The sequence below is a fragment of the Methylococcus mesophilus genome, from assembly GCF_026247885.1.
Lineage (GTDB): Bacteria > Pseudomonadota > Gammaproteobacteria > Methylococcales > Methylococcaceae > Methylococcus > Methylococcus mesophilus.
Genome location: NZ_CP110921.1, coordinates 4,226,051 through 4,247,002 on the forward strand (window position 1 = coordinate 4,226,051; position 20,952 = coordinate 4,247,002).

Annotated in this window: 19 protein-coding genes and 1 pseudogene; 12 read left to right on the forward strand and 8 right to left on the reverse strand. The window is 61.3% G+C overall.

The annotated features are described in order from the left end of the window. Nucleotides 1-130: 130 nt before the first annotated feature. The 4 genes from OOT43_RS19860 (at nucleotide 131) to ggt (ending at nucleotide 6,428) form a co-directional block, all read left to right on the forward strand. The gene (locus tag OOT43_RS19860) at nucleotides 131-1,417 is read left to right on the forward strand and encodes a hypothetical protein (RefSeq protein WP_266022444.1); all 1,287 of its coding nucleotides are present in this window, start codon (nucleotides 131-133) and stop codon (nucleotides 1,415-1,417) included. Between the two features lie 19 nt (nucleotides 1,418-1,436). After that, nucleotides 1,437-2,957, forward strand: a complete 1,521-nt coding sequence (locus OOT43_RS19865; protein WP_266022445.1) for a hypothetical protein — start codon at nucleotides 1,437-1,439, stop codon at nucleotides 2,955-2,957. 106 nt (nucleotides 2,958-3,063) lie between these two features. Further along, a complete protein-coding gene (locus OOT43_RS19870) occupies nucleotides 3,064-4,668 on the forward strand; it encodes a hypothetical protein (RefSeq protein ID WP_266022446.1) in 1,605 nt (534 codons plus the stop codon). Between the two features lie 95 nt (nucleotides 4,669-4,763). Then, entirely contained in the window at nucleotides 4,764-6,428 is a 1,665-nt protein-coding gene (gene ggt, locus OOT43_RS19875) for a gamma-glutamyltransferase (protein WP_266022447.1), read from the forward strand. 96 nt (nucleotides 6,429-6,524) lie between these two features. On the opposite strand, the gene OOT43_RS19880 is transcribed toward ggt, so the two are convergent. Continuing rightward, a complete protein-coding gene (locus OOT43_RS19880) occupies nucleotides 6,525-7,856 on the reverse strand; it encodes a POT family MFS transporter (protein ID WP_266022448.1) in 1,332 nt (443 codons plus the stop codon). 189 nt (nucleotides 7,857-8,045) lie between these two features. On the opposite strand from OOT43_RS19880, the gene OOT43_RS19885 reads away from it, so the two are divergent. From OOT43_RS19885 to OOT43_RS19905, 5 genes are read left to right on the forward strand one after another with little or no spacing between them, the layout of a single operon-like run. Continuing rightward, complete coding sequence (locus tag OOT43_RS19885) at nucleotides 8,046-9,662, forward strand: formylglycine-generating enzyme family protein (RefSeq protein ID WP_266022449.1); 1,617 nt, start codon at nucleotides 8,046-8,048, stop codon at nucleotides 9,660-9,662. 20 nt (nucleotides 9,663-9,682) lie between these two features. Continuing rightward, nucleotides 9,683-10,423, forward strand: coding sequence for a glycine zipper 2TM domain-containing protein (locus tag OOT43_RS19890; RefSeq protein ID WP_266022450.1), 741 nt, complete (start codon nucleotides 9,683-9,685; stop codon nucleotides 10,421-10,423). Beyond that, nucleotides 10,413-10,922, forward strand: a complete 510-nt coding sequence (locus OOT43_RS19895) for a hypothetical protein (RefSeq protein WP_266022451.1) — start codon at nucleotides 10,413-10,415, stop codon at nucleotides 10,920-10,922. Before OOT43_RS19890 ends, OOT43_RS19895 begins: the two co-directional genes overlap by 11 nt. 26 nt (nucleotides 10,923-10,948) lie before the next feature. Beyond that, nucleotides 10,949-11,209: a hypothetical protein gene (locus OOT43_RS19900; RefSeq protein ID WP_266022453.1), complete on the forward strand. Its 261-nt coding sequence runs from the start codon at nucleotides 10,949-10,951 to the stop codon at nucleotides 11,207-11,209. A gap of 30 nt (nucleotides 11,210-11,239) precedes the next feature. Continuing rightward, complete coding sequence (locus tag OOT43_RS19905; protein WP_266022454.1) at nucleotides 11,240-11,788, forward strand: hypothetical protein; 549 nt, start codon at nucleotides 11,240-11,242, stop codon at nucleotides 11,786-11,788. A 214-nt stretch (nucleotides 11,789-12,002) separates the two neighbouring features. Here the strand turns inward: OOT43_RS19905 and OOT43_RS19910 are convergent, their stop codons facing one another. The 4 genes from OOT43_RS19910 to OOT43_RS19925 all read right to left on the reverse strand — a co-directional run bounded on the left by OOT43_RS19910 (nucleotide 12,003) and on the right by OOT43_RS19925 (nucleotide 14,507). Beyond that, nucleotides 12,003-12,425 (reverse strand): hypothetical protein, encoded by a 423-nt coding sequence (locus OOT43_RS19910; protein WP_266022455.1) that lies wholly within the window; start codon nucleotides 12,423-12,425, stop codon nucleotides 12,003-12,005. Between the two features lie 40 nt (nucleotides 12,426-12,465). Beyond that, a complete protein-coding gene (locus OOT43_RS19915; protein ID WP_266022456.1) occupies nucleotides 12,466-13,110 on the reverse strand; it encodes an alpha/beta hydrolase in 645 nt (214 codons plus the stop codon). An 85-nt stretch (nucleotides 13,111-13,195) separates the two neighbouring features. Beyond that, a complete protein-coding gene (locus OOT43_RS19920; RefSeq protein WP_266022458.1) occupies nucleotides 13,196-13,507 on the reverse strand; it encodes a hypothetical protein in 312 nt (103 codons plus the stop codon). Nucleotides 13,508-13,739: 232 nt separating this feature from the next. After that, nucleotides 13,740-14,507, reverse strand: coding sequence for a dienelactone hydrolase family protein (locus OOT43_RS19925; protein WP_266022459.1), 768 nt, complete (start codon nucleotides 14,505-14,507; stop codon nucleotides 13,740-13,742). A 244-nt stretch (nucleotides 14,508-14,751) separates the two neighbouring features. On the opposite strand from OOT43_RS19925, the gene OOT43_RS19930 reads away from it, so the two are divergent. Both OOT43_RS19930 and OOT43_RS19935 read left to right on the forward strand, forming a co-directional pair. Next, a complete protein-coding gene (locus OOT43_RS19930; RefSeq protein ID WP_266022460.1) occupies nucleotides 14,752-14,958 on the forward strand; it encodes a hypothetical protein in 207 nt (68 codons plus the stop codon). 14 nt (nucleotides 14,959-14,972) lie between these two features. Next, nucleotides 14,973-15,137: an HVO_A0114 family putative DNA-binding protein gene (locus tag OOT43_RS19935; RefSeq protein ID WP_266022462.1), complete on the forward strand. Its 165-nt coding sequence runs from the start codon at nucleotides 14,973-14,975 to the stop codon at nucleotides 15,135-15,137. Between the two features lie 35 nt (nucleotides 15,138-15,172). On the opposite strand, the gene OOT43_RS19940 is transcribed toward OOT43_RS19935, so the two are convergent. Both OOT43_RS19940 and OOT43_RS19945 read right to left on the reverse strand, forming a co-directional pair. Further along, entirely contained in the window at nucleotides 15,173-17,329 is a 2,157-nt protein-coding gene (locus tag OOT43_RS19940; RefSeq protein WP_266022463.1) for an alkaline phosphatase family protein, read from the reverse strand. Nucleotides 17,330-17,521: 192 nt separating this feature from the next. Beyond that, a protein-coding gene (locus OOT43_RS19945) for an IS3 family transposase (protein WP_394358011.1) occupies nucleotides 17,522-18,627 on the reverse strand; the annotation gives its coding sequence in 2 pieces (ribosomal slippage) (nucleotides 17,522-18,369 and nucleotides 18,369-18,627; 1,107 coding nt in all). 73 nt (nucleotides 18,628-18,700) lie between these two features. Between OOT43_RS19945 and OOT43_RS19950 the strand changes: the two are divergent. Continuing rightward, a pseudogene (locus OOT43_RS19950) lies at nucleotides 18,701-19,675 on the forward strand (DUF3987 domain-containing protein); the annotation flags it as partial. Nucleotides 19,676-20,027: 352 nt separating this feature from the next. On the opposite strand, the gene OOT43_RS19955 reads toward OOT43_RS19950, so the two are convergent. Next, a complete protein-coding gene (locus tag OOT43_RS19955; RefSeq protein ID WP_266022464.1) occupies nucleotides 20,028-20,945 on the reverse strand; it encodes a putative molybdenum carrier protein in 918 nt (305 codons plus the stop codon). Between the last annotated feature and the right edge of the window lie 7 nt (nucleotides 20,946-20,952).

Genomic DNA, 20,952 nt, shown 5'->3' on the forward strand with positions numbered 1-20,952 from the left:
CCCCTCAATCAAGGCGAAGAGGGGGCGATATGCATGCCTTGGGCTGCGGATCATGCTATGCAGGTCGCAATTTCGCCCTTGGCGATATTAGTAAATAATCATGCGCTAATCATTCTTACGGAGAGATGAAATGGCAAAGAGCGTACGTTATCGGGGTTGTTATTCCTGGCTGATTCTCGGGGTAGGACTGGTATCGGCGCAGGCCGCGCAGTCAGCCGCGCCGTGTATCGTTCCGCTGAAGCTCGTCAACGTCAATGCAGGTTCCGGGAAGTCGCCTGAATACAAGCTCGGCATCCATGTCGGGCTCGGCGGCGGGGCGCCTCAGCTGTACGAATTCGATACCGGCGGTCCGGGATTCTGGGCGGCGTATACGCCTACGCCACCGAAGAAGAAAGGGCAGTGGTGGGGGAATTACGAGACAGTCCAGACCGATGCGCTTTCTATAGCCTATACATCCGGCAATGAATACACGGCCAATCTGGTGGATACGGTGGTGGCGCTGTATAAACCTGAGGGATCCGGATTCGCCAAACAGTGCGAGTCCGCGGCTCCGGTCGGCGTCGCTCAGATTACAGCCTTCGCGGACAAGAAAAAGCCGAAGAAGGTCAAGGCCTGGTATAAGGCCTTGGCGACAGGTAAGCCGCCCTTGTTCGGGCATTTCTATGGTGACTTCGGTGCGGCGCTTTTTCCTATAATGACGGCCGATAATGCCGCCGGCGTCTATTCGGTTCTCCCTCAGGTACCGGAAGCCGGCCTGACTAACGGTTTTATCGTCCATGTGGGTCCGCTGGGAAAATCCAAGCCGACTTTGCAGATCGGGATTACCGAGGATGATATAAGTGATTTCACCACATGGATCGGCTCTGCGGAGCTGCGGATGAACTTGACCTGCGAGAGTGCCGGCGGGGCGCCGGAGAACCCTTCCGCTACTTGTATGCCATATCCAAACTTTCCCATCAGCAACATGCCCACGTACAGCGAGCAGATTGTGAATGCGGATCTGGCTTGGCTTGTTAGTAATCATGATTATAAAAGCCCGCAGTATCATACTCAGTCATTTCAGAATATAGGGCTGACCCTCGACACTGGGGCGCCCGCGACGACCATTTGGCAAAATGACACTTTGGCTATCGATCCACTCTTTCTCCGCAAGCCTAAGGGTAGCGGACCTTATACCGGAAATTTCAAATCTGGAGTTCAATTTAAAATTAATACGGATAACGACGCAGGTTTCGATTTTACTTTTAAGACTGGTCAGACCATTACCGTTAATGAAGTTGCGGCTAACGTGCGAAAAAGCGATGGCGGTCCCACTTGGTCCGGATACATGAATACTGGCTTGATGTTCTATACCCATTACGACGTCATGTTCGATCTGGAGCATGGCGTGGTGGGCTTCCGGCCAGTAAAAAACTGAGCATGAGGCGAGGCTCGTCATGAACAGAGTTCTCCGCGGTCATGCGGTTCTGTCAGCGGCATTACTGGCTGCCGGTGCCGCAGAGGCCGAATGGTCTCTCTATGACCAATACGCCACGTCATTCCGGGTGCCTTTCGCCAATGCTTCGGCGATGAATTTCGGAAACCCGAATGTTCCCTATCCGGAGATCGCGATTTCCGTCAACGGAGGCGCTCCCATCACCGCAAACATGGACACGGGATCGCGCGGCATCATCGTCAGCAAATATCTGTTGCCCTCCGATTTCCAGGTCTCCGGCCCGGAGGGATACATCTTTTACTGGGAAAGCGGTATCAAGCTCAACGGCCGCTGGACCCATACCCGGGTGACCTTGCCGGAGGCGGTGGACTTGACGGGCAATCCGGTCCAGATCGGCGCCGATCTCCCCATCCTGGTCATCGAAAGTATGACCTGCGTCAAGCCGCCTGCCGGCAAGCCCTGGCCGGATCAGCCGTCAAGCTGCAAATCGATGGAGGGCAAGACGGTGCCGATCGGGCAGGACAACACGACGGCGGTAGTCGGGGTGGGGTTCGACCGGACGGGCAGGGGAACCGCGCCGGAAAACAATGCCTATAACCAGCAGCGCAACCTTTTCCTGAACCTCGATCAGATGAAATCGGGCGGCATGCGCAGCGGCTACCTCATCACCCAGCAGGGCGTCTATCTGGGCTTGACCGCCGGCAATGCCGGCAGCGGTTTCGCCTTCGGCAAGCTGCTGCCGACCGGCCTGGCCCAGGTGCCGGGCAGCCCGCCGGACTGGCAGGCTCCCTTGGGCAGCGTGACGTATGAGGGCAAGGCGTATCCGCCGGGTCAGGTGGTCATCGACATGGGCAGCGGTAACGGCCTTTTGACCTTGCCCGGCCAGCCGACCTCCGGCCTCATCCCCAATGGCTCGTCGCTGTCGGTCTCCCTGTTGGGAACCCAGGGCCAGGTCGCGGTGAACTGGACCGGCGGTAATTCCGCTGACGTGCTCTATCCCAACGGGATCAACTGGGTGGGTTTGCAGCCCGGCCGGTTTTCGGAGAACAAGCACACTCGAACCTTCGTCAATACCGGGCGGGATTTGCTGAACGGATTCGACATTCTGTACGACGCCGAGGCGGGTTTCCTCGGCCTGCGCCAGAGCGCTGTGCCGGCGGGATCCAGCGTCGACTTTTCGGCGGTGGCGACACTGGTCGGAGACGTTTCCTTCGGCGGGAATTTCACCACGGATTATCCGGTGATTCTCAATGCCTTTCCGGCTTTGGGGCAAACCATGACCCGTTTTTCGGGGCCGGACGGCGTCGTGTTCAACGGGCCGGTTTCCGGCGCCGGTGGGCTCGTGGTCGGCAAAGGCGCGACGGTCACGATCACCTGCGATACCGCCTATTCGGGCGTCACCAAGGTTGCAAAAGGCGGTACGCTGAAGCTGGGCGGGACGCTTCAAGGGATGCTGGTGAAACAGTCGGGCGGTACGGTGATACGGGACAGTTCACTGGCCGCGCAGTGCGTGAATCACTGATCCCTGTGGGGTTGAGTGCGCCTGGATTCGACCCCGCGCCTCAGGCTTTAACGCAGTATCTATCTGGTTCGTCAAGGATGAACCAAAGACTCAGGAGGATTGACTTGTGCGACGTTTATCGGCATCTGTTTTCGCTTTCGTTGTTTCGGCGCCTTCCGCCATCGCCCAGGCCGCGCCGCTGACCTGGAATCTTTACGACGCTTACACCCAATCGTTCACCGTCCCCTACGCTGCTCCCGTCCCCTTCGGATCGGCCGGCATGCCGGCGGAGTTGAGAATGAACGCGACGATAGGGGGGAATACCATAAGCTTCCAGCTCGATACCGGCTCGCGCGGCATCGCCGTGAGCCGCGACCTGCTGCCGCCGAATTTCCCGACGAAGGGCAAACCCGGCCATATTTTCTACTGGAGCAGCGGGAATCGGCTCAACGGCCGGTGGATAGAAACCCAGGTCACCTTTCCGGATGCCGTCGATGGCCAGACCGGCGCCGGGGCGCCGGCTCAGGCCACGCTGCCGATCCTGGTGGTGGAGACCGAAACCTGTGTGGCGGCCCCGGCCGGCGAGATTTTCCCCAATCATTGTGCCAATCCCGGGGTTACCAAACCGGCGACCGGGGTCACCATGATGGGCATCGGCTTCGACCGGACCGGGCACGGCGACACGCCCAACAATGACCGTTGGAACCAGCAGTTCAATCCCTTCCTGAATCTGGACGCCATGCGCAGCGGTTCGATGCGCGCCGGCTATATCCTGACGCCGCAGGGGGTGCAACTGGGGCTGACGGCCGCGAATACCGCGAACGCCGGCAAGGCGGGTGTGTCGGTGTCGGATTTCGCTTTTCAGAAGCTGATTCCCACCGGGCTCAAGCAGGTTCCCGGCAGTCCGCCGGACTGGCAGGCGCCGACCGGGTCCGTTACTTTGAACGGAGCGGCATACCCGGTGGGGCAGGCCGTGCTGGACACCGGCATCGACGACATGTTGCTGTCTTTGCCGGCACACCCTGCGTCCGGGAATCTGACTGCCGGCACCCTGGCTGTCTCGCTGCTCGATTTGAACGGCGCGGTGGGGTACGGTTTCAGCGTCTCGGATGCTCAGGATCCGTTGACCCCGGCATCGGTCACCTGGTCCCCGCTTCAGCCGGGGCGCTGGTCGGAGAACAGGATGAGCGGGGCGTTCGTCAACACCGGGGTCCGGGTGCTCAATGCCTTCAACTTTCTGTATGACGGTGCCGGGGGTTACGTCGGCTTGCAGCTCAATGGGGTTGCGGCGGGTGTTTCCGCCTACCTGTCGCCGCTGATATCCGCCCAGGGCCGGCTGCAGATTTCGAACGGGTTCAACACCAACCTGCCGGTCGTTTTGCAAGGCAAGACGGAAATTTCAGTTTCAGGAAAGCCTTCAGAGCCCGTTGTCTTTAATGGGCCGGTTTCCGGCACCGGCGGTTTGATTGTGAAAAAAGGCAGGGTGATGCTGGCGTGCGATGCAAGCTACACCGGCGTTACCGTCGTCAATTCCGGCGCCGTTCTGATGTACAGCCGGCTCGCGGGTAAATTGAAAAAAATGCCGGGGGGCGTCGTGATCCGGGAACCGAATCCCAGCGGGACGAACTGCCCCGCTGGCGTCAATTTGGGGGCGGCCCACGGGAGCGATCCTGGGGATTCTCCTGCCAAGGAACGACATGCTATGGATACATCATCCGGGAGCGGCAGCTGATGGCGGACTTCGGGGGGCAGGCGCCGTCCGCAAGGCGCGATGAATCGATCCGCTACGGGTTTGGGCGGAGCCTTCCGGGCTGGCGGCGCGCCGCTGTGGCATTCTCGAGATGCCTGCTGCTCGCGGCTGCCGTTTGCACCGCTCAGGCTTCCGGCGGACCCGGCCATGCCGCCATCGCCAGCGCCCATCCCCTGGCCACGCAGGCGGGGTTCGAAATTCTGGATCAGGGAGGCAACGCCTTCGATGCGGCAGTTGCGGTATCCGCGGTCCTGGCGGTGGTGGAGCCGCAAAGCTCAGGGATAGGCGGCGGCGGATTCTGGCTGCTGCGCCGGGCGGCCGACGGCAAGACCGTGATGCTGGACGGACGGGAAACCGCGCCGGCCGCGGCCCGGCCCGACATGTACCTGGATGCCCGCGGCGAACCTCGCCCACGTGCCTCGCTGGACGGCGCGCTGTCAGCCGGAATTCCGGGGCTGCCCGCGGCGCTGGTGCGGCTGTCCAAGGACTACGGGCGCCTGTCTCTGGCCAAATCCCTGGCGCCCGCCATCCGCCATGCCGAAAACGGTTTCGCCGTGGGCCAGCGCTACGCGAAGGCGGCGAAAGACCGCGAATCCGCCTTGCGGCAATCGCCCGCCGCGAGCGCCGTTTTCCTGGACCAAGGCGTGGCGCCCCAACCCGGATTTCATCTGGTTCAGAAAGATTTGGCCGAAACCCTCCGGCGATTTGCGCGGCTCGGACATGGCGGCTTCTACGGTGGAACGACCGCGCGGCTCCTGGTGCAAGGGGTGAAGGACGGCGGCGGCATCTGGCAGGCCGGCGACCTGGCGGGCTATCGCGCGGTGGAGCGGGCGCCGGTGCAGGGAACGTACCGCGGCATCCGGATCACCAGCGCGGCCCCGCCGTCCAGCGGCGGCACGGTCCTGCTGGAAGCCTTGAACATATTGTCCGCCTACGATCTCGACAGCACGGATGCGTTGACGCGTAAGCACCTGGTGATCGAAGCCGAACGCCGCGCTTATCGCGACCGCGATCTTTACCTGGGCGATCCGGGCTTCGTCCGGATGCCGCTGAGCCGGTTGCTGAGTCCGGATTACGCGGAGGGGCTGCGCGTCGCCATCCGGCCCGACCGGGCCCTGCCCAGCGTGGCCTTGGCTACGGCGCCGGAGCCGGCCCGACAGGGCGACAACACCAGCCATTTCTCCGTCATCGACCGGTACGGCAATCTGGTCGCCGCCACCTTGAGCATCAACAACAGCTTCGGTTCCGGCTTCGTACCGCCGGGCACGGGCGTCCTCCTTAACGACGAAATGGACGACTTCGCGACGGCGCCCGGCAAGCCCAACGCCTACGGGCTGGTCGGCGGCGGCGCGAACGCGATCGCGCCGGGCAAGCGCATGCTCTCGAGCATGTCGCCCACTTTCCTGGAAACGAAGGACCGCACCGCCGTGCTCGGAACGCCCGGCGGCAGCCGGATCATCTCCATGGTGCTGCTGGCCGTGCTCGATTTCGCCCAGGGGCATGGGCCGGAATCCTGGGTGGCGACCGGGCGTTTCCATCATCAATACCTGCCCGATGTCGTAGAGTACGAGCCCGGCGGGCTGTCGGACGAGGACATCCGGGGGCTGGAGGGCCGCGGGCACACCCTGAAGCCGACCGGCTACCGCTACGGCGACATGCACGCGGTGCAATGGGACCGGGTGCGGAACAGGCTGAGCGCCGCCAGCGATCCGCGCGGGGAGGGCGCGGCGGAGGTCAAGTGACGGCAGCCTCGGGCGGCGCGATGTTCCCTCTCGCCTCTGGGAGAGGGGCAGGGTGAGGGTATTGAAAGGATTTCTTCTTTTACCGCGCCGGAAAATCTAATGTTCCGCCTGGAGATAGACTTCCTCCTTGTAACCCCGGCTGTAGGCGAAAAAGCCCAGCGCCGTGGCCAGCATGAGCACGGTAAAGAACCAGAAATAGCCGGCGCCCGCCAGCCATTCCGCCTGTGAGCGCTCGATCCAGAAATTCACCAGGGCGGTGAACAGATTCCCCAGCGCCACGGCGCCGAGATACAGCGCCATGACGAAGGACTTCATGGTCAGCGGCGCCTGGGTGTAGGCGAACTCCAGCGAGGTGATGGACACCATCACCTCGGCCGAGGTCAGCAGCAGGTAAGCCAGCAGTTGCCAGCCGACGGAGGGCTTCAATCCTGCGTCGATTTTCGTCTGTATCCAGGCGGCGAGGGCGAAGGCGACCACGGTGAACAACAGGCCCAGCGCGATCTTGTTCAGGGCGGTCATCGGTGCGATGCGTCCCAGCGCCGGGTACAGCAGGCGGTAGAACAGGGGCGTGAGCAGCACGATCAGCAAAGGATTGGCCGCCTGGATCTGCGAGGGCAGGATCTCGTGGCCGAACAGCACGCGGTCCATGCGCTGGGATTGCAGCACCCAGGACGAGCCGGTCTGGTCGAACAGCGCCCAGAACATGGTGATGAAGAGAAACACGCCGATCAGCCGGCCCAGTCCGCGCAAGCCCTCGCCACTCAATGCCTCCCTGACGAAGCGCATGCCCCCGGGCGGAATGTGCACGAAGCGGTGGCGCCCCGACCAGAAAACGATCGTCGCCGTCAGCATCAGGAGTCCGGGTACGGCAAAGGCCGCCGACGCGCCGTGTTGCTCCAGCAGCCAGGGAATCAACAGCATGGATACGAACGCGCCCAGGTTGATGGACAGGTAGAACCAGCTGTAGACCTGGCTCAGCAAATGCCGGTTGGATTGCCCGAACTGGTCGCCCACGTGCGCCGAAACGCAGGGCTTGATGCCGCCGGCCCCCAGTGCGATCAGCGACTGGCCCAGCAGGAGGCCCATCCGGGTGTCGTCCAGGGCCAGGGCGAAGTGCCCGAGGCAATAGACCAGCGAGAGCGCGATGATGGTGCGGTACTTGCCCAGCACGCCGTCGGCCAGCAGGGCGCCGAGGAACGGCGTGAAATAGGTGAGCGACACGAACAAATGGAAATAGCCCTTCGCCTCGCTTTCCGGCATGGGCGCCGGGTTGCCCGCCGCGTCCACCAGATAGCGGGTCATGAACACCACCAGGATCGCCCGCATTCCGTAGTAGCTGAAGCGCTCGGCCAGCTCGTTACCCACGATGAAGGGAATGCCGGAAGGGAGTTCGGTGGAGGCAAGCGGCGCAGTGCGGTAACGGCTCATGGGTTTTCAGTCGGGATTTGCTGGCAGCAAGACGGCCGGAGGGCGCATGGTAAACGGAACGCGGCGGTCGAATCTAATGCGAAACGGAGGAGCCGGCAAAAAAGCCCGAAGTGTCGCCAAAGCGCTCCGCTTCGACCAAGACCGCCTGTAAAATCCCTCGCAATGCTGATCGAACGTAGCGGCGGACTCATGTGGATTCAAGATCGAGAGAAGAGGGGCGGCTTAATTTCCGCATTGCGCGACGGGCTCATACGCTCGCTGGTTCCGCTGCTCCTGATCGCCGGTTCGCCGAGCCGGGCGGCGGAGTGGCCCAAGAACCTGTCCAATCCGGCCGCGGACAAGGGCGACCTGATTCTTCCCATGCCTTGCGGCGGCGCCATGGCCTTCCGCAAGGTGCTGATTCCCAACCAGGGGCCGCTCAACGATTACGGCATCGTCGTAGGCGGGGACGATGCGGACTACGCCTATGCCGAGCACCCACGTCCGGCCCAGATCGCCGGGAGCTTCGACCAGGATGCCAAGACCCGCTACTACCTCATCGGCAAATACGAGGTGAACCGCGCCCAGTACGCCGCTCTGGGATCGCAATGCCAGGCTCCGGCGGACGATCAGCGGCTGCCGCAGACCGACGTCACCTGGCTGGAGGCCATGGCGTTCGCCGACCGCTACACCCAATGGCTGCTGAAAAACGCTGCGGACAAGCTGCCGAAGGATGGCCAGCAGCCCGGATTCCTGCGCCTGCCGACCGAGGTGGAATGGGAGTTCGCCGCCCGCGGCGGTCTCGCCGTGCCGGTCGCGCAGTTCCGGGAGCGGACGTTTCCGATGGAGGACGAAATGGTGCGCTACGTCTGGTTCGAAGGCACCGAATCGGCCAACGGCAAACCCCAGCCCATCGGCATGCTCAAGCCGAATCCGCTGGGTCTGCATGACGTCCTCGGCAACGCGGACGAAATGGTCTTCGACCCGTATCGCTTGAACCGGCTCGACCGGCTCCACGGCCAGGCCGGCGGCTTCGTGGTGCGCGGCGGCAACTACTTCACCCCGCAGGCCGAGGTGCGTACCGCCCAGCGCATCGAGGTGCCGTTCTACGTCAAAGGCGAGCCGCGGCGGGCCGAGACCACAGGATTCCGGTTGGTCGTGACGGTGCCGGTGGAATCCTCCCGCGAAAAACTCAGGTTGCTGCGCGAGAGCTGGAACAAACTGGGCTCGGCGGCGATTACGCCGGAAGCCTCGCCCGGCCAGCCCAAGTCCATCGACGCCAAGGGGCTGGACGACCCGGTCGCAGAGCTGGGGGTGATCTCCGACGCGGCGCAGGATGCCAACATGAAGAACCGGCTCAGGAATGTCCAGAACCGGCTCAAAGTCACCATCCAGGAACGCGACGACCAGCGCAAGCTGGCGGCCAAGGCGGCATTGCGCCTGGGCGCCTTCCTCTGCCAGAAGATGGGGGCGGACGGGAAATGGGTCGATGCCGCGGAAACCCTGCTCAAGCAGCGGGAGGCGGCGTTCGGTGCGGACGACCCGGGCGTCAAATCCCGCCGCGAGCAGTTGAAGGGTGATCGTGCTGCCCTGACGGAGAATCTCTTGTACTATTCCGAAACGATTCTGGGCTCGGCGGCGATCTATGACGGACCCGTACTGGGCGAACAGTTCGAGGTCCTGAAAACCGAGCTGGAATTGAAAAACTACCAAGCCTTGCTCGGCTACGCCGATACCTATTACAGGCAGTTGACGGCGTATCGCGGGAATCCGGCGGTCAGGCAGAATGCCTGGCTTAACGACTGCAAGGCGCTGAACAAGAAATAGGCGGGTGTGGATTGAACGTTTTGAACCATTCGAACAGGGTCGATGCGCCTCCCCGGCCTCCGGGACGGCGGCGTCTCATCGCCGGCGCGCTGATCCCGGCGCTGCTCGTCTCCGGCTGCGCCAGCACCGGCGGCTACCGTCAGCCCTATACGAGCTCCAGCCAGGCGCGCCTGGCGCAGCTTTCCGAGTCTTACAACCAGACCCTGGCGGAGGGCTGCGTCGCCGGCGCCGCGGTCGGCGGCCTGGCCGGCGGTCTGATCGGCAGAGACTGGAAAGGCGCGGTGGCCGGTCTGCTCGCGGGCGCCGCCTTGGGCTGTGCCGCGGGGAGTTACATGGGCAACCTGCAGAACGGCTATGCCCGCGAAGAAGACCGGCTGAATGCGGTAATCATCGACATTCGCCGCGACAACCAGTCGCTCGCCGAACTGATTCCTGTCGCCCAGCGGGTCGTCGAGGACAACAAGGCGCGGGTCGCGGAGCTGAACAAAGCCATCGCTTCCGGGCGGATCAGCCGCGCCCAGGCCGCCAGCCAACTGGCCGATCTCGATGCGAGCCGGTCCCAATTGCAGGCGACGCTGGGCAGCGCCAAGAAGCGCCTGGCCGAGCAGCATGCGGCGATCGCCATGAACACGCGCAACGCCAATCCGCAGTTGGCGAACATCGCGCACGAAGAGCTGGCGCGAAAGGAACAGCAGGTCCAGGCGCTCGAATCGGAACTGAATACGCTCACCCAACTGCGGAGTGTGGACCGTGTCGGCTAAGCCTTTCTTCGATTTCCGGCCAGGCATCTTATTGCCGGCGGCGCTCGCTGTCTGGGTTTCGGGCTGCGCCACCACCGACTGCGATCCCGGCCGGGGCGGCTTCATTCGCGGCATCGGCTGTTCGGCGAGCGGCAGCTACGGTCAGCGGCAGCAGCAGATGCAGTCCACCATCAGCCGGGAGCAGCAGACCCAGGCCGGCCTGCAGAGCGCGTACGCGCAGGCGAACCAGGCCGCCATCGAGACGGACGCCCAGCGGCAGGCCGCCGAAAAACAATATGCGGGTCTGCAGGGCGACATCGATGCCCTGAACGCCCGATTGGCTCAGTCCAAATCGAAGAAGAAGGATCTGAGCCGCGAGATCAAGGGCGTTCAGAACCAGCTCGATCTGCTCAAGGCGGATACGATGTCGCCCCGGGCCGAACTCGACAAGAGGCGCGCCGAGCTGGACCGGCGATTGAAGGAACTGGAGCGGGAAGTCGATCTGGCGCGCGGCAAATGAACGAAAAAACTGGAACTCGAAGTGGAATGAAGAAAAGCATTGGATATCCGGCCGTGCTGGCAATGGCCTTGTTGGCAGGTGCGGGCGTAGCGGCACAGGACGGGCCGAGCCTGCAGGAGCAGATCGAAAAGCAAAAGGCGGAGAACGAGGCGCTCAAGGCGAAAATCGCCAGGATCGAGCAGGTCCTGAAAACCGATGTCTGTTCGAATCCCGAAGCGGCCAAACTTCTGGAATCGGGAGAAGCGGCCGATTCGTCTCCGCAAAAGGGACCGGAAGCGCCGAAGTAGCGCAGGGGCGAAGGGATGAGCCGGTTCAGGATGAAAGCGCGGTCAGCGGGCAGGGCGGGAAACCCCATCGGCAAAGCGGTGGGCTTGGGCGCAGGTCTGCTGCTGATAGCCGGCTGCCAACCCATGGTGCTGCATGGGGCCTGCCTTTCCTGCCAGAGCGGCGCCAGCATGGCCGCCAACCAGGCAGCATCCGAGTGCATGGGCCGCATCGCGACCAACCCCGCCTATCTAGCCGTCGCCGCGCATCAGCCGCTCGACGGAAGTGATCCGACGGCTGCGCAGCTCGCCGATCCCGCCGTGCCGACGCTGGAAGAGGCGCAGACCCTGGCGGCCGTTCACAAGGACATCGTCGCCTGCCGCGGTCCGACCCTCAAGAACTTCTCGCAGATCGCTCCGGCCGTGATTCCCGCGGCGCTCGAGGCTTATCGCGATTCCGACCGGGTCACCGACGAACTGGTCAACCGGAAAATCACCTGGGGCGAAGCAAACAAGAGAAAGCGGGCCATCCGGGCAGACCTGACCGCCAAGGCGGCCAGGATTCAAGCCGAAAGCGGAGCCGTACCGACGGAAAGCCGGTAGTTTTCGCCCTAGGATTTGGCGAAGAATAACTTCCCGAAATTACTAAGCCTAAAGAAATGAATGCCGCATCGCTCGTCATTCCGGCATGGATTGCCGGAATCCAGAAGCCAGGGATGGCAAGGCTGATACATCCATGTAACCTGGACCTCGGCAATCCATGCCGAGGTGACGAATGACTTTTCTTTCTTAACGCTTAGTATTTTCGGCCATATCCCTAATCCAGCTCCGCGAACTGGCTGCGTGCCTGGCCGGCCAGCTTGTCCGCCGGGGTGATCGTGCCTTTCTTCGGATCGTGGACGATGGCGCCGAATTTCTCGGCCAAGGCGGCCGCGAGCATCAAGACGCAAACATCCTCGCGGGGATCGCCTCCCGAACGCAAGCTGATCAGCGTGTCGCGCTGGCCGGTTTGATCCTTGAGGTCGGGAAATTGGCTGAGGTACGGCTCCAACGCGTCGAACCTGATAGTCAATCCGCCGTCCTCGCCATTGAGGGTGCAGGGCAGGTAACCCGCGCTCTCGAACGGCGCGTATGACTCATCGACGGATAGCTTGAACTTGAGCGCCTTGATGGCTTCGTGCAGCGCCTCGCGAGTGGGAACGTCGGAGCGGGTGAGGATGGCGGACTGTAACTGCGACACGTCGGAACTCCATGGTTTTCGATGAACAGAAGGGGTGCGCCTAATCCGGACCGGGCGTGACCAGGGCTTGATGCAGGTAGTCGGCAACCATGCCCACGCCTTCATCGTCGAGGCCATAGTAGTCTCCCGGATGGACAAGCTTTTTTACCTGAATCTTACAGTCGCGCAACTGGCGCTCGGCCTCCGCAAGGCCTGCAGCGCCGGGGCCGATATCCGCTTCAACCAATAGCACCGGCGGGGTCGAGCGAAGATCGCCGCCCGCTCCGGGATATTCTTCAATACCACGACCAGCCGCAACGATCGCAGCAACAGGCTGAGACCGGGCCAGCCCCGCACGGACGGCGACAGCGGCACCCTGAGCGAAGCCGACCAGCGCAAGTTGGCTATCCTTTAGCCGCCGTTCGGCAAGGACGTCATCGAGAAACGCCTGTAGGCGTTCGACCGCCTCCTCGACGCCATCGCCCGGAGGCGGACCCGCCCATTGGCGTCCATTCCCGGCGATGTCAACCCGCCAGGGTGCGTTGGGGGCCAGGAATTCGGCCTTGTTCAAGGTAGGTGCCCAATCGAGCGACAGATCGATGATCTCGTCGCCATTGGACCCTGCGCCATGAAGCAAGACCACAAGATACTTGGGTTTTCCGCAGGACAGGGGCGGCCGGCTCGGCCCGTTCAGAGTCGTATCCATAGGATGAGTCGGAGTGGCCTGTAATAGTCCGCAGGCTTTGGGGGTTCAACCTGCGGGTGGGGTGGCGATACGCCCGAGCCGGGGGCTACGCCGCTTTTGGCTTGGTCATCGGGACAACCTGCGTGATCGTCTGCAATACGGCGAAAGCGTGGGAGGCGATGTCGATAGCCAGTAGAAACACATCCGAACTCTGCGTGGTTCCCGCCAATGCATCCGCACGTTCGGCCGCGTCTTCCGAAACTGTCCCGGCAGCGAGGATCTCCTTGAACAATTGTACTTCTGCGTGGTCATCGCCCAGAGTCTTGATGACAGTCTCCGCCCGTTCCTTGAACCACTCGGGAACGCTGACTTCGACCCACTCGGGACCGGAAATAAAAGCCTTGAGGTTCATAGCCATTCTATTTTCTCCAAATCTGGACACATGAGCTGTGATTCCCGGCGCCTGACCTTCGACCCCGGCAGTCCGTCAGCCATCGGATCAAGAGTCTGATAAACGCGTCCTTACCCGCTGCGTCCGGGGAGTTTCAAATGGCACTGGCGGTGCTATTTTCGCCGCCATCGTGTTCGATTCCCCGGCCAAGGCTGCCCAAACGAATGAAACCGCACGAGCAGGCCGTTGCGGCCTTGGGTCACATCGGCGGTTCCATGTCGTCGGAAATAGCAGCCGGCTTCTTTTTCTTGTCTTTTCCGCCCGAAGAAGCGTACGCGCCCTGATTCTTCAATGTAACCTCAGGAGGTCCTTCGAGCCGATGAGTAAGGTGGATCAAAGTCATTGTCCAAGCCTTACCGGAGGACGCAGCATCGTAGGTATCGCGTTCATCGCAGGCGAAATGATGACCCGCAGGATATTCGTAGACCCGGAGGTCCGGCCGGTTGGCACGGAAGATAATCTGCTGGCTGAGGGGGATGTAGGGATCAGCGGTCCCGAAATGCAGCAATGTCGGAACCTTTCTGCGCTGGGAAAAGTCATTGACGATCCCGCAGCCATAATACGCCACGGCCGTCGACAGACCTTTCACCCGATTCGCCGCATTGTAGGCCAGGTATCCCCCCCAATCGTATCCGACCAGGGCAACCTTACCCTCGCCGCTGAAAGCGTCCACCGTCGCTTGAATATCGGCCATCGCATGCTCGAATCCCACCTGCTTGACGAGGTCCAACCCTTGGGTGACGGATGCTTCGTCGTAGCCCAGTTCGACCCCTGTCTGAATGCGATCGAAAAGACAAGGGGCAACCGCGATAAAACCTTGTGCGGCAAAGGTGTCTGCCATCTTTCGAATATGGGAATTGACGCCGAATACTTCCTGTAGAACCACGACCACACCTTTCGCACTTCCGGTCGGATCAGACCGATAAGCTGAAAACACATGGCCATCGGCTGCTGTAATCTCGATCATTGTGTACTCCGCAAGCGTTCTATGGGCTGAGTTGCAAGCCTGATATGGCTGTTACTGGTATTCAGCACATTTAGTGCCAGCCACCGGAACGTTCGAGGCGGACCCGTTCTCGAGCAAAACGTCCAAGGAATAAAAAGAGATACAGCTGGCTCGCCTTGCGAAGGCCGAACCTTCCCGGCGAAATCCCGCACCAACAACCATGTAATTTAGTCAACAATTCTGGCATTAGTCGACGAGTTTGTTTGTGGCGGTACAAATGTCCGTCAGGAGCTTTGGAAAGCAGAACAGGAATGAAATCACGAACGGCGTAGCCAGCCGGGAAGAGGTATCGGCCCGGTTGATTCGAGCCATGGAAACCGGCCAGCCCCAGGGGGTGCCTATGTGCTTCGAGAGCGAAGAACAACTCTCGAAGACCTTAACCCCCAAGCGCTGGGAAATCCTCAAAAAATGACGGGAACGGGACCGATGACCCTACGCGAAGTCGCGCGGCAGGCAGGACGTGACGTAAAGGCCGTGCACGGCGATGTCAAAACCCTCCTCAATGCCGGCCTGCTCGACAAGACCGAAGCCGGCAAGGTCGTTTGCCCTTACGATTCCGTGCACGTGGACTTCGTCATGAAGGCCGCCTGAATTTCGGCGGTGCCCTTCATTCCTCAGCGTACCCCCTACCGCGGCCACCTCAGATCGCCCGAGAGTTCAATAGGCTTTCCCTGCACAGTGGATGCGGGCGGAACGCCCAGAATGCCGAGGATGGTCGGGGCCACATCGATGTTGCGCACCTTGTCCGGGCGGCCCTTGCCGATGTGAGGTCCCGCCGCCAGAAAGGACGCACTCATGGCTTTATATTCCGGGGCATAACCGTGAGCGCCATAGAAGTTGGGCACCGAGAATACGGGTAATTGCGGAGCGACAGCCGCCATGTCGCCCTTGCGGACGATCACGGGATTTTGCGTGCCGTCGAAGTTGTAGCCGACCCGAAGCAGGGCGTAGACGTCGCCCGAATCCTGGCCGATGAAGGCATCCGTCGTCCGGCCCAGCGCGGGATCGTTGATATCTCCCGGCACGGGGCGCTTGTAAACCCGGTCGAACACCGGTGTGCCGGCGTGCCCTCGGGTGTAGGTCGCATTGTCGTCAGTCAATTTCCATAGCGCGGTTTCGATCTTGTCCAAAAGCTCCACATACTCGGCCTTGGCGACCGTGCCGCCACTTTCGCGCCCGGCCAAATTGATATAGACGTTGACCGCCGGGCCAGAGGTGTAGACCCGCACCTTGCTGGTGTCCATGCCCAGGTTGGCAAAATGGTTAGGCAGGTTCACGGCGGTGTGAAAGGGTGCGAAGCCATGATCCGAGACCACGAAGATGTCGCTGTTAGGCTTGCCGGTCCTGCGGTTCACACCCACCTTTTGGATTATCCGGTGCACCGCCTCGTTCGCAGCCTGATACGCTTTTTCCAGATATCTGGCATAACGGAATTTCTTGGCACGGTCCTGGCCGCTGCCGATGCTGTTGGGATCGGTGGGGTCCGTCGCTTGAAGGTCATCGGTCAGCATGAACTGATGGCCTGAACCGTCCGGCTGCTCGATATAGGTCATCACCAGATCGGCGTCGGGGTTTCCTTCGATGGCGTGTAGCGCTACGCGGGTTTGGTAATCGACAAAAAGCCTGACTTGGTCCTCGTAGATGTCTTCAACTTCGCGATCGGGAAAGCTGCTGAATCCCGGACTGAGGCGCTCGGGGATGCGATAGTCCGCCTGCGGCGCCCAATAGCCCACGTTGTTGTTGATATCATCGACATCGGCAAGTATGGGCGCGTTGCGCGGGATGAAGTTGCCGCTATATCGGGCGACATGGACCTCGCTCAGATCGGAATCCAGCCGGCTGACAAAAAACGCCGCCCCTACCTTGTTCGGCGTACCTTCGAAGAAGAACGGCGCCGATTTCTTTTCGCTTGCCTTGACGTAGGCGGGGCCGGTCGAGGGCAGCGCAAACGGGCCGGCTTTGATCCCATTGGCGGTATCGAAAAACACCAAGGTATCGTAATTGACGGTGTTATCGTTGCTGGTATCCAGGGCGGCAACTTGAATCTTGAAGCTCACACCGTTGCTGGTGAAAGTTTCCAGGGCGCCGGTCTTTTGCTTGACCTCCCCATAAAAGGTTCGGCCGGCCGAGGTCAGTTGATCCACTGTGGATTGCGGGGCCGGAGAAAAATCCCCGGCGGTCAAAACGAAACCCGTAGCGCCGGGGCCGGCGAACGAGCCGTACGGAACGGTGTAGTCCACCGTGCGGGTGTCGGACTTCTGCAATATCGCGGTTGGCGTAATTCCTGGCGCGGTAACCGTGGCGCCATCGGCGCCGGGCCAAGTGGCCGCGACGACTGTCCTGCCGGCCGCGCGCAAGGCGAGCCACATCGGCTCGGCCGTGGGGTCGGCGCTTTCCATGGGGCCATCGATGGAGTAGCCCCCTATGGGCGCCCCGAACCCGCTGATGCTGCGATTGATCGGGCTGGCGAGCGGATGAAACGTATTCGCCACAATATCGTTTCTGGCCGCGCTGGAGCCGGTGGCAATGGCGATATGGCCAACCGCCGTCAGCGAAGGTGAAGCCGTAACGTTCTGCTTCGCCATCAGGCCCTTGCTGGCCAGCAGTCCCAGGCCTTTATCGCGGGGCAGAACACCCAGGGTCAAGTATTGCTGGATGCGCGAAGGTTCGGCCCCATCCAGCGAAATCAAGATCACCTTGGGCGTTGCCTGAACCGGGGAAGCCGCAAGTAGAGAAATCGCGGCCACCGTGCTCAGGGATCCGAAAAATCGCGTGCTACGCATGATGTGACTCCAATCGATCGGGGAATGGGTTGAAACCTGGGCGGCCGGAGCAGGTCCCGGCTGGGGCATTTCTAACAAGGATTCATGTCAATATGATGTCGCCAGGAACATCTGGAAGAAGCCGGGAAGCTCGGTCCTTTGATTCAACTGACACGAGAAAGAAAAAGGCCTGGGTTTGACCTGCTCCCCGATTTAGTCCGAAACGGACATAGAGTCTGCGGTTAAAAATGTGTCTGCAAACTGATCTGGCGTCAGGTAAGCCAACGAACTGTGGGGGCGTTGCTCATTGTATTCCCGACGCCACTCCTCAATGACTTGGCGAGCATGGCACATCGAGACGAACCAATGCTCGTTCAGGCATTCATCCCGGAATTTGCCGTTGAAGCTTTCGATGTAGGCGTTCTGCTGTGGCTTACCTGGCTGGATGAAGCTCAAGCACAGTCCTTGGCTATCGGCCCATTCATCCAAAGCCTTGCCGGCAAACTCGGGGCCGTTGTCGACGGTGACTGATTTGGGCAATCCGCGGATCTCTGCCAGCCGTTGCAGCACACCGACTACACGTCTGCCAGGCAGCGAAGTATCGACTTCGATGGCCAAGCACTGCTTCGTGAAGTCATCGACGATATTCAGGCACCGCAGCCGCCGACCATCGGCCAAACCGTCCGAAACATAGTCCATAGACCAACTCTCGTTAGGCGCCGATGGCGCGACCTTGATTTGGCGCTCCACGCCGGCAATGCGCTTCCGCTTTCGTTTGCGGACCATCAGGCCGGCCTCGTGATACACGCGATAGGTGCGCTTTCGGTTGATTTCCCAACCCTCTCGGCAAAGTAGCACGTGCAGCCGGCGATACCCATAGCGCCGCTTCTGCGCTGCCAATTCGCACAGTCGTTCCTTGAGCTCCTGGTCTACTGGCCGCTTAGCTTCGTAGCGATACAGCGACCGAGAAATACCGATCAGCCCACAAGCCCGCGTGACGCCCATCTGGTGCTTTGTCATCAGATGGGAGACCGCCACCCTCTTGGCTTGTGGGCTTACCACTTTCGGCCTACAACCTCTTTCAACGCAGCATTGTCCAGCATCGCCTCCGCCAGCAGGCGCTTGAGCCGGGCATTCTCGGTCTCCAGTGCCTTGAGCCGCTGCGCATCCGACACTGTCAGGCCGCCGTATTTCGCTTTCCAGTTGTAGTACGTCGCCTCGCTGAGCCCGTGCTTGCGGCACAGCTCCGCTACTTTTAGGCCGGCTTCGGCTTCCTTCAGGATGCCAATGATCTGTTCTTCGGTGAAACGCTTCTTCATGCTGCCTCCTATCGAGGCAGACTCTACATCACGACCGGACTAATCTCGGGGAGCAGGTCAGAATGACACGAGCGTCGAGAAGCTGGGCGAACTGCTGCAGGAGAACCCGGCTGGGCTCCTAGTGTTGCGCGACGAGCTGGTCGGTTTGCTCGCTTCGTGGGAGCGAGAAGGCCGCGAAGGCGAACGGGCGTTCTATCTAGAGGCGTGGAACGGGAATACCAGTTTCGATACCGACCGCATCGGGCGCGGCTCGATTTGCATACCCAACCTGTGCGTCTCGATCTTTGGCGGCATCCAGCCGGACAAGCTGACCGGGTATCTGGAGCAGGCTGCCCATGCGTTGGCGAACGATGGCATGCTGCAACGGCTTCAGGTGCTCGTGTTCCCCGATCACCGGAGCTGGGAGTGGCGTGATCGCCTTCCGGCCCAAAAGGCGCGCGACCGGGCATTTTCGGTCTTCGACGAACTGGCGAAATTCTGCCCAGAAGCGTGGGGTGCAACCCCTGCCGACGATTTCGCCAAGTTCCCGTATTTCCGGTTCGACGAGGCTGCGCAGGAAATCTTCATCGAGTGGTCAGGCGAGCTGCACCGCTCAAAGCTTACCGCAGAAGACCATCCTATTATCGCGCAACACCTGGCCAAATTCGACAAGCTGTTTCCCGCGCTAGCGCTGATCCTGCACTTGGTCGATTGCGCGGATGGGGGACAACGCGGCCGCGTGACGAAGGAATCCGCCTTGCGAGCTGCGGCCTGGTGCGAGTACCTGGAAGCCCACGCACGGCGCTGCTATGGGCTGCTGACCGACGATGGCCTGCGTGCGGCACAAGCCTTGGCGGACAAGGTGCGGCAAGGCAAGTTGAAGGACGGCTTCACGGCGCGCGATGTGCGACGTAACCAGTGGCGTAGCCTCACGGCGGACGAGGCGGTGCAGGCGGCGCTTGACTGGCTAGAAGACGAACATTGGCTGCGCGCCGAGGAGGTCGGCGGCGCCGGGCCAGGGACCGGGCGTCGCACCTACCGCTACGCCATCAACCCCAAGATTACGTAGGCAGGCAACCCAGGAGGATCATAATGGCGAACTGGCTTGTTCGAGCGAGGCGCGAAATTTAATCAAGAGCCAAACGGGGTACTGCCAAAACTGTCGAAAGAAATCCAACGGCAGTAACGGCAGTGCCAAACCCAGGAGAGTTTGAGGATTGGCAGTAACGACAATGTGCAGTGTGCTGAGCGCGGTGACAGTGCACCAGGTGCTCCGCTCCGAGTGCACCGGCCGGCGGTGACGTTACAAAAGGAGTAGGGAGTATTTCGCTGGTTTCGTCGAAGCGGATCAGCCGCGAGCGCTTGTCACGATACTCATTTCGCCCAGTACCCATGCACAGGCGCTGGCCGTCGTTACGACTTCACGCCGTGCGGATCGCGGCATCGACGGCTTCCAGCAGTTCACCGGTCAGGTGGCAAATGCCCGGATGCTTGCTTTCGCGCGGTCCAGCGACGTTCAGTGTCTTGATGGTGTGCTTGCGCAGCCACACAACAACGGCGGCTATTGTTTCCACTGAGACGCCAGAGTCGAGCTGCACGACGAGATGCGGTTTGCCTATCTGCTGGGCGAAGACTTGGGTCGCCAGCGACCCACCATCCAGCTCGCCCAAGTTGACGATCAAGGTGCCGTCGCTATCCTCCACATTGCGGCAGGTGCGCTGGCGATAACCGCCGTCGGCCAGTTCGGTGAGCTGGTATTTCAGCGGAATGCGGCCATCCTCGGCCTCGCGTCCACGTGGTGCCCATCCGCCATGCGTATAGCCGTGCTTGATGGCAAAGTCCAGCGCACCGCGATCAGTGCCGGTTTGTCCGCCAGAGACGATGTGCTGGCAAAATCGAATCGGCTCGGGAAATGAGGCGCAAAACGGTGGCAATGGCATCAGCCTGCCATCGGCGACGATTTCGGTGCGTTCGTCGATGCGATGGTTGGGGTCTTCGTAGGGTTTGTCGTAAACGACGCGGTATGCATCGCCGACCTCTTTTTTGAGCCAACGCGACAGTTTCAGGCCGCGCGCGTGGAAGGTGATCCAGTCCCAGCCATCGCCGTTGAAGTTGTCGGAGTAAAACGCCGTCTGTTCAAACTCGATGGCCCAGTCCGCGAACATACGCCAAAGCCCTTGCGACATCGGAAAAGACTCATCCCAAGCGGTGCCGTCGCAGAGATTTCCACCGACTCCAGTCTCGTCTGGGCTGTTGACCAGCCACAGGAATGGTGCGTTGCCGTAGTCCACCATTACGGTGAGGAGGGGAACGAACGCTGCGTTATTGCCAGTCGTCATGGCGCAG